Genomic DNA, 10,622 nt, shown 5'->3' on the forward strand with positions numbered 1-10,622 from the left:
CTCAGAGCTCCAGCAGCTCGGCGAGGCGGGCCCGGTGCGCGCGGGGCGGGCCCAGCAGCACCTCGTCGGCCTTGGCCCGCTTGTAGTACAGGTGCGCGTCGTGCTCCCAGGTGAACCCGATGCCGCCGTGCAGCAGCAGGTTGTCGCGGGCCACCTCGAAGCAGGCCCGGCCGGTGTACGCCTGGGCGAGCGCGGCGGCCGAGGGCAGCTCGCCGGGGGCCTCGTCGGCGGCCCAGGCGGCGTACCGGACGATCGACTCGGCCTGTTCCAGCTTGCAGTGCATGTCGGCGAGTTTGTGCTTGACGCCCTGGTAGGAGCCGATGAGGCGGCCGAAGGTCACCCGGAGTTTCGCGTAGCCGACGATGGCGTCCAGGCAGGCGCGCAGCACGCCGAGCTGCTCGGCGGCCACCGCGACCGCGAACAGGTCCCCGGCCCGCGCCACGCCCTGTTCGGAGGAGGCGATCTCCTCGGCGCCGGTCAGGTCCACCCGTGCCTGCCGGCGGGTGATGTCCAGGGTGGTCAGCGGGATGCGGGTGCCGCCCCGCACGGCCAGCACGCGCGGGCCGTCGAGCGCGAGCACCACGTCGGCCTCGGCGCCGTTGATCGCGCGGTCCCCGTCGAGCGCGACGGTGGCGACCGTGGTGCCGGCGGCGATGCCGGGCAGCAGTTCCTTGTCGCCGGTCTCGGTCAGCAGGATCGTGGCCAGCGTGGTGGCGAGGAAGGGGCCGGGCAGCAGGGCCGCGCCGGTCTCGGTCAGCACGACGGCGAGCTCGGCGTGCCCGGCTCCGGAGCCGCCGTGCTCCTCGGGGACGACGAGGCCGGACAGGCCCAGCTCGCCGTTGAGCCTGCGGTAGACCTCGGGGTCGTGACCGCTGCCGGATTCGACGGCCCGCCGGACCGCCGGCAGCGGCGAGGCCGAGGCGAGGAAGGACCGGACGGCGTCGCGCAGCTCCCGCTGCTCCTCGGTGAGCACGAGTCTCATGTGTTTCGCCCTTTCTGCGCCGACCGGCGGGTCATCCGTTCACCGTGAGGTCCTTGAACGGCACGTTCTTGTCCAGGCGCGGCTCGGGCGGCAGGTTGAGCACCCGGTCCCCGACGATGTTCCGCATGATCTCGTTGGTGCCGCCGCCGAGGGCCATCGCCGGGGCGAGGGAGAGCGCCTCGGCCAGGCCGCCGCCGCCCTCCTCGTAGGCGACGGCCTCGGGGCCGGCCAGCGAGGTGGCCAGGTCGGCCTGGAACATGGTCAGCTCGGCCAGGAGCAGCTTGGCGGCGCTGCCCCGGGCGCCGGGGAAGATCCCGGCCCTGGTCTCCTGGGAGAGCCTCTGGTTGAACAGGGCGAGCGCGCGGGAGCGGACGTACAGCTCGACGAGGGCGTCCCTGACGACCGGGTCGGAGGTGTCGGCGGTGCGGCGCAGCGCGTCGAAGGCGACCGGGTTGTCCTTCTGCCCGCCCATGCCGACCCCGCTGGAGATCGACAGGCGCTCGTGCAGCAGGGTGGTGACCGCGCAGCTCCAGCCGTCGTCGACCTGGCCGACCAGGTTCTCCTCGGGGATGTGCACGTCGTCGAAGAAGATCTCGTTGAAGTGCGCGCGGCCCGTCATGTCGCGCAGCGGGCGGACGGTGACGCCGGGGGCGCGCATGTCCACGATGAACATCGTCAGGCCCTTGTGCTTGGGCACGTCCACGTCGGTGCGGGTGAGCAGCAGGCCGTAGGAGGCGTGCTGGGCGACGGAGGTCCAGACCTTCTGCCCGGTGACCCGCCAGCCGTCCTCGACGCGGACGGCCCGGGTCTGCAGGGCGGCGACGTCGCTCCCGGCGCCCGGCTCGGAGAAGAGCTGGCACCAGATCTCCTCGCCGCGCAGCAGCGGCCGCAGGTGGCGGGCCTTCTGCTCGGGGGTGCCGAGGTCGACCAGGGTGGGCCCGCACATGCCCAGGCCGATGGAGAACACGTAGGTCGGCAGCGTGAAGTCCTTGGCCTCCTCGGCGAAGGCGCGCTCCTCGGCCTGGGTCAGCCCCTGCCCGCCCCACTCGCGCGGCCAGGTGATCCCCGAGTAGCCCGCGTCGTACATGCGTGCCATGAAGGCCTGCGCCGCGGTGACGCCGCCGGCGTCGGGGGCGGCCTCGACCTCGGTGTTGCCGGCGTTGGCCGTCAGCCAGGCCCTGGCCTCGCGGCGGTACTCCTGAAGGTTCATGTCCGCTCCAATCAGTGCCCACTTACTCTAGCCAGCGCCGGATCGGCCGTACAGAGCAATGCTCTACTAAGGAGTTTTGGGTACCTTTGCGGATCTTTGGCCATTAATACTAAGGAAACGGCAATTAATCCCCCTAAAGTTTCTTATCCAGCGGGGGGTGGCGTGTTCGAGGGGAAGGCGTGGTCGGTCCGGGTCAGGCTGACGGTGACCGCGGTCGTGATGGCCCTGATCTCCGGCGCCGCCATCACCGCGGTCGCGACGGCCGCCCTGTACGGCCTGTCGGGGGCCTTCAAGACCGAGGAGGTGGCCGGGGCCGCGATGCAGACGGCCCGGCTGTCCTGGCGGGGACCGCTCCCGGCCGTCGTGCCGAAGGGCAAGAGCGACGGCATCCAGGTGCTGGACGCCGCGGGCCGGATCGTCGCCACCTCGTCCAACCTGGTCGGCGCGCCCCCGCTGACGGACTTCCTCCCTCCCGGGTCCGGGACCACGCACGACCGCAGGGTCTGCGACTTCCCCGCCTTCCCCGGGGAGTGCGTGCGGGTGGTGGCCTTCCGGGTGCACCGCGAGGGAGGCGACCTGGTCGTCTACTCCGCCGCGGAGCCGGTCCCCTGGTACGTCCACCCCGGGCTGTTCGCCGTCATCCTCGGGGCCTCGCTGCTGACCGTGCTGATGTCGGGACTGAGCGCCTACCGGACGGTGGGCGCCGCCCTCGAACCGGTCAGGGCGATCAGGAGGGAGCTGGCGGAGATCACCGCCACCGACATCGGCCGCCGGGTGCCGGTCCCGGCGGCGCGGGACGAGATCAGGCGGCTCGCCGAGACGATCAACCAGACCCTGGACCGGCTGGAGACCGCGGCCGAGCGGCAGCGCAGGTTCACCTCCGACGCCTCCCACGACCTGCGCAGCCCGCTCACCGCCATGCGCGCCCAGGTCGAGGAGGCGCTGCACTACCCCGACGACGTGGACTGGAAGGCCAAGGCCCACGCGATGCTCTGCAGCCTGGACCGCCTCCAGGCGATCGTCTCGGACCTGCTCACGCTGGCCAAGCTCGACTCGGGCGTCCCCGCCCACTACGAGCGGATCGACCTGGGCACGCTGGCCGGCGAGGAACTGGACAGGCGCAAGCAGCGCGTCCGGATCGACCGGGACCTCAAGCCCGGGGTGACGGTCCTCGGCGACCGGCTCCGGCTGGCCCGGCTGCTGACGAACCTGGTCGACAACGCCGAACGGCACGCCGCCTCCCGCGTCTCGGTGAGCGTCTCCCGGGGACGGGACGACGATGACGGCGGTGACGGCGGTGACGGCGAGGGCACGGCCGTGCTGGAGGTGCTCGACGACGGCGCCGGGATCGCCCCCGACCAGCGGGAACTGGTCTTCCAGCGGTTCACCCGGCTGGACGCCTCCCGCAACAGGGACGCGGGCGGCACCGGGCTGGGACTGCCCATCGCCAGGGACATCGCCCTCGCGCACGGCGGCACCCTGAGGCTGGAGGACAGCGCCCTGGGGGCGCGTTTCGTCCTGCGCCTCCCGCTCTCCTCCCTCCCCGGCCCCCGCTCCGGGGCCGCCGCCGGCACCACCGCCGGCACCGGCCCCGGCACCGGCTCCGGTGGCGAGGACGGACCCCCGGGCGGACCCCCGCGACCCTGACCACGGCGGCTTCGGGGATCGGGTGACACCTCACGACCTTCCCCCCTATCCTGAACGGCCGCGCCTGACCCGCTAGTGTTCTTTTGTGGCAAGGGGATTTGGGCGATTACGTCGTGAAGATCTGCTCCGGACCGCCTGTGATGTCATCGCGACCCAGGGGTTCGCTCACACCCGAACCGCCGACATCGCCCAGGCGGCCGGTGTCAGCCAGGCGCTGCTCTTCTACCATTTCGAGACCAAGGAGCAGCTGTTCGCCCAGGCGTTCGCCTACGCCGCCCAGCTCGACCTGGAGGCGCTCGCCACGGTGGAGGAGGCCGGTGGCTCCCCCCTCGACCGGTTGCGGGAGCTGCTGAGGCTCTACTCCCCCGTCGGGAAGTCCAGGTCGTGGGCCCTGTGGATCGACGCCTGGGCCGAGTCGATGCGCAACCCCGAGCTCGAGGAGACGTCCCGCAGGATCGACCTGCGCTGGAAGCAGGCGCTCCGCACGATCGTCGAGGACGGCGTCGGGGAGGGGGCGTTCACCTGCGAGGACCCGGAGGCCGCGACCTGGCGGATCATCTCGCTCATCGACGGCCTGTCCACGCAGCTCACGGTGCACCGCCGGATCCTGCCCAGGGCCCGCCTGACCGGGTTCGTCCGGACGGCCGCGGCGGCGGAACTGGGCCTGTCACCCGGCGACCTGGACTGACGGCTCCGTCCGGACGGCCGAGGCGGAACCGGGTCCGCCGGCCGCCGCCCCGGACCAGCGGCTCGATCCGGACGGCCGGGGGGGGGCGCCTCCTGCCGGCGCGGGCTACATCGTGACGGCCGATCCGGAGGGAGACGAGTCCCGGCCGGGCCGGGCGACGGGGAACCTCACCCCGGTGAGGTCTTCGGAGACGGCCCACAGCCGCCGCTGGACGGCCACCTCGTACGACTCCGGGCTGGAGGTGACCAGCCGGGGGTGGCCCATGACCTCGGCGCGTCCGCCGGGACCGTAGTACTGGCCGCCGAGCACGGCGGGGTCGGTGGCGGCGCGCAGGGACGGCAGCGCGCCCATCGCCGGCGTCTGGGCGATCAGCGGCGCGAGCCAGGTGAGCGGAAGCCGGAGGGCCGCGGGGGTGTCGCGGGCGAGCTCGGTGCCGGACACGCCGGGGTGCGCGGCCACCGCGACGGTGGTGCCGTGCGCGGCGAGCCGGCGCTGCAGCTCGTAGGTGAACATCAGGTTGGCCAGCTTGGACTGACCGTAGGCGGCGACCCTGCTGTACGACCGCTCCCACTGCAGGTCGTCGAAGTGGATCGCGGCCCGGATGCGGTGACCCATGCTGCTGACCGTCACCACGCGCGAGCCGGGCACCGGCAGCATCAGGTCCAGCAGCAGCCCGGTGAGCGCGAAGTGACCGAGGTGGTTGGTGCCGAACTGCGTCTCGAAGCCGTCCCGGGTGGTCCGCCTCGGGGTGTACATCACGCCGGCGTTGTTGATCAGCAGGTCGATCCGGTCGTGCCGGGACCGCAGCGCCGCCGCGGCGGTCCGGACGGAGTCGAGCGAGGTGAGGTCCAGCGCCTGCACGGTCACGTCGCCGGTCATGCGGGCCGCGGCCCGCTCGCCCTTGCCGACGTCGCGCACGGCGAGCACCACGGACGCCCCGCGCCCGGCGAGCGCCTTGGCGGTCTCGTACCCCAGTCCGGTGTTGGCCCCGGTCACCACGGCCACCCGCCCCCGCTGGTCCGGGATGTTCGCCGTCGTCCACTTCTCGCCCATGTCAGGCTCCCAACCAATTAACGTACCGAAGGTATCTTGTGATGACGACGTTAAAGTACTTTTGGTACGTTGTCAACGTACCGTAGGTACTTAAGCTAGGCTGACGATCGTGACCTTCCAGCGGGCGCGGACCGAGGAGCAGCGGGAGATCCGCCGACGGGCGATCCTCGACATGGCGTCGGCGATGCTCGACGAGATGCCCGTGGCCGCGGTCACGCTGAACGAGCTCAGCCGCCGGGTAGGGCTGGCCAAGCCGAACGTGCTGCGCTACTTCGAGTCCCGCGAGGCGGTGCTGCTGGAACTGCTGGACCGCTTCCTGCGGGAGTGGCTGACGGAACTGGCGGGCGAACTGGCCGCCGGCGTCGACGAGGATCTCCCCATGGCCGAGCGGGCGGAGGCGGTGGCCGAGATCCTCAGCCGCTCGCTCTCGGGCCGAGCGGTGCTGTGCGACCTCTTCGGCGCACAGGGCAGCGTCCTGGAGCACAACGTCTCCGTCGAGGTCGTGGCACGCTACAAGCACGCCTCCCTGGACCGCCTGACGACCATGAGCGCCTTGACCCGGAGGTACCTGCCGGAGCTTGGCGAGAACGCGACACTGTTCGGCCTGCAGACCATGGTCATGGCCGGCGCGCTGTCGGCGTACAGCACACCCCCGCCCAGCCTGCTGGCGGCCTACCGGGCCGAGCCCGACCTGGCCCGCTTCCACCTGGACCTGAAGGACTCCTTGAGGCTGGCCCTGACCGCGACCCTCCTGGGCGTGCTCCCCCGCCCCTGACCCTCGTCGTACCGGACAGGCCGCGGCCTCCGTGTCTCTCGCGCCCGCCCGGCGCCCCGGACCGGCGGCTTCATCCCGACGGCCGCGGCGGAACCGGGCCCGCCACCCGGCGCCCCGGACCGAGCGGCCCTCCGGGCAGCACGATCAGCAGCATGGACAGGGCGATCAGCCCTCCGCCGAGGAAGACGCTCACGGTGAGCGGCTCCCCGTACAGGGCGACGGCCAGGGCGGTCACCCAGAGCGGCTGGGCCGACAGGATCACCGCCGCCGACACCGGCGGGACGTGCACCTGGCCCCACGAGCGGGCCAGGAAGCCCAGGGCGCACACCACGATCGACAGGTGGCCGAGGGCGGCCCAGTCGCCGGGGGTGGCGGGCGGGGTCAGGCCGTCCGGCGCGGCGAGGACGCCCGTCATGACGGCGATGGTGCCGAGCTGGATCACCGTGACCGCGTAGGCGTTCTGCCGGGCCGCCGGGGAGTTGCCCAGCACCAGCGTGTGGGCGGCGTACAGCACCGCCGACAGCAGGGTGGCGGCCAGCGCGGGCGGTGAGACGTGACCCCCCTCGGCCCCGCGCAGCACGGCGAAGACGGCCATCGCGGCCATCGCCAGGGCCGCCGCAGCCCAGACCCTCGGCGACGTCCTGGCCCCGAGCAGGACCAGGCCGAGGACCGGGGTGATCACCACGTGCGAGCCGACCGTGAAGCCCGAGACCGACGAGGGCAGGTCGTGCAGCGCGACCGCCTGGGCGGTCTGGCCCACCCCGAACAGCAGGCCGAGCAGGACACCGGCCGGCCAGGTCCCCTCCGGCAGCCTCCGCAGGCGGCCGGGGCGGAGCGCGGCCAGCACGAGCGCGGCGATGCCGTACCGCTCGGCGAGCAGGTCCGCGACGGGCATGCGGGCGATGAGGTCCTTCATCAGCGGGAAGGCCGATCCCCAGGCGGCGCTGACGAAGATCAGGAGCAGGATTCCCACGACGGGCCGGGGAGCTGGCACTGGCATACCGGAAGGGTGACATCACCCACTGCGACGGCCAGGCCGTCGGGCGGATTAGGAGTGGCCCGAATACAACGCAGAGTGAAGGACGTCACACCGGCATGCGGGACCTCATACCCTCAGGGACCTTTCCGTCTTATTGGATGATTCGTACAATTGCGGCGAAGAGATCCGATGGGAGTGCAGCGATGACATCCGCTCCAGAGACCGCCGCGGACAGGGAGCACGACCGCCGCGTCGCAGACCGAAGTGCCTACGAGGCCGTCATCGAGCGCCTTTCCAAGGCGTCCGTCGACAAGCACTGGGAGCCCTACGTCGACATCCCCTGGGACGACGAGGACTTCCTGGTCGTCCAGGACGACCAGCGCTGGGAGCTGCCCGAGGTCGACCGGCTGGGCGGCCACCCCTGGTACCGGGCGCAGCCGCCCGAGGTGCGCGCCAGGATGGGACTGTGGCGGGTCGCGACCGCCATGAAGATCGGCCTGCAGTTCGAGAACCTGCTCAAGCGCGGCCTGCTGAACTACGCCTACCGGCTGCCGAACGGCTCCCCCGAGTTCCGCTACGTCTACCACGAGACCATCGAAGAGGGACATCACGGGATGATGTTCCAGGAGTTCGTCAACCGCACGAAGCTTCCCATAAAAGGGATGCCGGGACCGCTGAGCCTGATCGCGCAGATCACCCCGTGGATCCCGCTGATCTCCACCGAGCTGTTCTTCGTCTTCGTCCTCGGCGGCGAGGACCCGATCGACCACATCCAGCGCAGGACGCTCAGGAACGGCAGCGCCCGGCATCCGCTGGAGGAGAGCATCATGCGGATCCACGTGGCGGAGGAGGCCAGGCACATCTCCTTCGCCCGGCACTACCTGCGCCGCCGGGTGCCCCGCATGCCGCGTCACCGGCGCTTCGTCCTGGGCCTGGTCGCCCCCGTGGTGCTGGGCGTCATGGTCCGGATCATGCTCTCCCCGCCGGGAGCGATGATCAAGGCGTTCGACATCCCCGACCAGGTCGTCAGGGACGTCTACACCCGCAATCCCGCGATGGTGCAGGAGATCCGCGACTCCATCGGCAAGACCCGCGAGCTCTGCGCCGAACTGGGCATGATGAACGCGGTGCAGCGCAGGGTGTGGAGGGCGATGGGCATCTGGGACGCCCCGGCGGGGGCCGCGCGTCCCTGAGGACGCGCCGGTGCCGCCGTCCGAGGGGTTCCCTCGCCGAGGCGAGGCCCTGCTTCCGGGAGGGCCTTTTCCGGGGGCCGTCCCCGAGGGGCCCTCCCGGGGACGGCCCCGGGCACGAGCCCGGGACGGTCCTCCGGAAGGCCGCCCTCCGGAAGGCGGCCCTCCGGAAGGCGGCCCCGTGGGAGGCCGCCCTCCGGGAGGCGGTCAGCGGGTCTCGGTGCCGGCGAGCTGGTCCATGGCCTCCTCCTCGGACAGCCCCTCCAGTTCCTCGATCAGCAGTTCCTCCAGCGCCTCGGCGAGACCGGCGACGGTGCTGCGGGCGAAGACCGTGCGGATGGGGACCTCGATCCCGGTGGCCCGCCTGATCCGGGCCGCCACCCGGGTGGCCAGCAGGGAGTGGCCGCCCAGGGCGAAGAAGTCCTCGAAGACGCCGACCGGTCCCCCGCCGAGCAGCTCGTCCCAGATCCCGGCCACCAGCGCCTCGGCGTCCGTCCGCGGCTCGACGCGCCCCTCGGACGGGGCGGCCGCGGCCGGTTCGGGCAGCGCGGCCCGGTCGACCTTGCCGCTCCTGGTGAGCGGCAGCGCGTCCAGGCTCACCCAGGAGGTGGGGACGAGCTGGTGGGGCAGCGACCGCTCCAGGTGCGCCCGCAGCACGGCCGGGTCCGCGGTGCCGGTGACGTAGGCGACCAGCTCCTCCCCGCGGCCGGTCACGAAGGCCTGCCGCACCTCGGGGTGGGCCAGCAGGCGGCTCTCCACCTCCCCCGGCTCGATCCGGAACCCCCTGATCTTCAGCTGCGCGTCGAGCCGCCCCAGGAACTCCAGCCGGCCGTCGAGACGCCACCGCGCCCGGTCCCCTGTCCGGTAGCGGCGCGCTCCCGGCGTCCCGTACGGGTCGGGGACGAACGCGCACGCCGTCAGCGCGGGCCTGCCGAGATAGCCTCGGGCCACCCCGGCGCCGCCGATGACCAGTTCCCCCGCCGCCCCGGGGGGCAGCGGCTCTCCCCGGCCGTCGAGAACCCGGACGGTGGTCCCGCCGATCGGCGTCCCGATCGGCGGCCGCCCCGTCACGTCCCCGGCCCCCAGGTCGGCGGCGGTGGCGATCACCGTGCCCTCGGTCGGGCCGTAGGTGTTGACCAGCCGGACACGGTCGCCGAGCAGGTCGCGCCAGCGTTCCACCGCCGGTGCCGCGACCTGCTCGCCGCCGAGGATGACCAGGCGCAGGGCGGGCGGCCAGGCCGTCTCCTCCGGCTCCTCGGTCAGGGCGTGCCAGTACGCGGTCGGCAGGTCGAGCACGGTGACCGTCTCGCCCGCGGGCGAGGCCAGCAGGGCGGGCAGGGACGTCGCGCCGTCGGGCAGGAGCACGAGCGTGGCGCCCGCGGCCAGCGTGGGGAAGATCTCCTCGACGTGGGCGTCGAAGCCGAGCGAGGCGAACTGGACGACGACGTCGGCCGGGGTGAGGCCGTAGTCCGCGCGCATCCAGCGCACCCGCGCCGCCACCGCCCCGTGCTCGACCAGCACCCCCTTGGGCACGCCGGTGGAGCCCGAGGTGGTGATGACGTACGCGGCGTCCAGCGGCCCGGCCGTGACGCGGCCCGGACCGGGGCCTCCGTGCCCGGTGGCGCCTCCGGCGTCGCTCCCGGTCTCGTGGCCGGTCTCGTGGCCGGTCTCGTGGCCGGTCTCGTGGCCGGTGGAGGCCGCGTGCCCCGCGGAGGTCGCGGCGGAGGGGGCGACGGCGGCACACCCCGGGGGCGGTTCGCGCAGGGTGATCAGGCAGGCGGCCGAGGCGTCCGCCATCGAGAAGGCCAGCCGCTCGTCCGGCACCTCGGGATCGAACGGCAGGTAGGCGGCTCCGGCCCACCAGGTGGCGAGCAGCGCCACGATCGTCTCCTCGGAGCGGGGCAGGCAGATCCCGACCACGTCGCCGCGCCGCACGCCGCGCTCGCGCAGGACCCCGGCGAGCGCCTCCGCGCGGGCCAGCAGCTCGCCGTAGGTGAGGGTCCGGGGGCCGCAGACCACCGCGGTCGCCCCGGGTGCCCTCCGCGCCGCCTCGGCGATCATCTCGGGGACGGGGACGACGCCCGAGGGGACCGGGACG

General features: G+C 72.9%; 9 protein-coding genes. 4 read left to right on the plus strand and 5 right to left on the minus strand.

The annotated features are described in order from the left end of the window. Window position 1 precedes the first annotated feature (1 nt). Together AB0G16_RS23900 and AB0G16_RS23905 are read right to left on the minus strand one after the other, a co-directional pair. Window positions 2-982 (minus strand): acyl-CoA dehydrogenase family protein, encoded by a 981-nt coding sequence (locus AB0G16_RS23900; protein WP_362808843.1) that lies wholly within the window; start codon window positions 980-982, stop codon window positions 2-4. A gap of 31 nt (window positions 983-1,013) precedes the next feature. Then, complete coding sequence (locus tag AB0G16_RS23905; RefSeq protein WP_362808846.1) at window positions 1,014-2,192, minus strand: acyl-CoA dehydrogenase family protein; 1,179 nt, start codon at window positions 2,190-2,192, stop codon at window positions 1,014-1,016. A gap of 162 nt (window positions 2,193-2,354) precedes the next feature. On the opposite strand from AB0G16_RS23905, the gene AB0G16_RS23910 reads away from it, so the two are divergent. Beyond that, window positions 2,355-3,839 carry a HAMP domain-containing sensor histidine kinase gene (locus tag AB0G16_RS23910; RefSeq protein WP_362808849.1) on the plus strand — a complete coding sequence of 495 codons (1,485 nt, stop codon included), beginning with the start codon at window positions 2,355-2,357 and terminating at the stop codon, window positions 3,837-3,839. An 85-nt stretch (window positions 3,840-3,924) separates the two neighbouring features. Beyond that, window positions 3,925-4,527, plus strand: coding sequence for a TetR family transcriptional regulator C-terminal domain-containing protein (locus AB0G16_RS23915; protein ID WP_362808852.1), 603 nt, complete (start codon window positions 3,925-3,927; stop codon window positions 4,525-4,527). 105 nt (window positions 4,528-4,632) lie between these two features. Here the strand turns inward: AB0G16_RS23915 and AB0G16_RS23920 are convergent, their stop codons facing one another. Beyond that, window positions 4,633-5,580, minus strand: coding sequence for an SDR family NAD(P)-dependent oxidoreductase (locus AB0G16_RS23920; protein WP_362808855.1), 948 nt, complete (start codon window positions 5,578-5,580; stop codon window positions 4,633-4,635). A gap of 109 nt (window positions 5,581-5,689) precedes the next feature. On the opposite strand from AB0G16_RS23920, the gene AB0G16_RS23925 reads away from it, so the two are divergent. Beyond that, on the plus strand, window positions 5,690-6,355 hold the full coding sequence (locus tag AB0G16_RS23925; RefSeq protein ID WP_362808858.1) for a TetR/AcrR family transcriptional regulator: 666 nt from the start codon (window positions 5,690-5,692) through the stop codon (window positions 6,353-6,355). Window positions 6,356-6,425: 70 nt separating this feature from the next. Here AB0G16_RS23925 and AB0G16_RS23930 read toward each other — a convergent pair whose 3' ends face one another. Then, window positions 6,426-7,355 (minus strand): DMT family transporter, encoded by a 930-nt coding sequence (locus AB0G16_RS23930; protein WP_362808861.1) that lies wholly within the window; start codon window positions 7,353-7,355, stop codon window positions 6,426-6,428. 182 nt (window positions 7,356-7,537) lie between these two features. On the opposite strand from AB0G16_RS23930, the gene AB0G16_RS23935 reads away from it, so the two are divergent. Continuing rightward, a complete protein-coding gene (locus tag AB0G16_RS23935) occupies window positions 7,538-8,527 on the plus strand; it encodes a diiron oxygenase (RefSeq protein WP_362808864.1) in 990 nt (329 codons plus the stop codon). A gap of 204 nt (window positions 8,528-8,731) precedes the next feature. Here the strand turns inward: AB0G16_RS23935 and AB0G16_RS23940 are convergent. Beyond that, window positions 8,732-10,622, minus strand: a 1,891-nt coding sequence (locus AB0G16_RS23940) for a non-ribosomal peptide synthetase (protein WP_362808867.1), incomplete at its 5' end; no start/stop codon positions are given.

This window comes from Streptosporangium sp. NPDC023615, assembly GCF_040640155.1.
In the GTDB taxonomy this organism is placed as follows: domain Bacteria; phylum Actinomycetota; class Actinomycetes; order Streptosporangiales; family Streptosporangiaceae; genus Streptosporangium.

Bases quoted from the DNA above. Each gene is read 5' to 3' on its own strand.
- AB0G16_RS23900 (WP_362808843.1), bottom strand. From the start codon at position 982: ATGAGACTCGTGCTCACCGAGGAGCAGCGGGAGCTGCGCGACGCCGTC.
- AB0G16_RS23905 (WP_362808846.1), bottom strand. From the start codon at position 2,192: ATGAACCTTCAGGAGTACCGCCGCGAGGCCAGGGCCTGGCTGACGGCC.
- AB0G16_RS23920 (WP_362808855.1), bottom strand. From the start codon at position 5,580: ATGGGCGAGAAGTGGACGACGGCGAACATCCCGGACCAGCGGGGGCGG.
- AB0G16_RS23930 (WP_362808861.1), bottom strand. From the start codon at position 7,355: ATGCCAGTGCCAGCTCCCCGGCCCGTCGTGGGAATCCTGCTCCTGATC.
- AB0G16_RS23935 (WP_362808864.1), top strand. From the start codon at position 7,538: ATGACATCCGCTCCAGAGACCGCCGCGGACAGGGAGCACGACCGCCGC.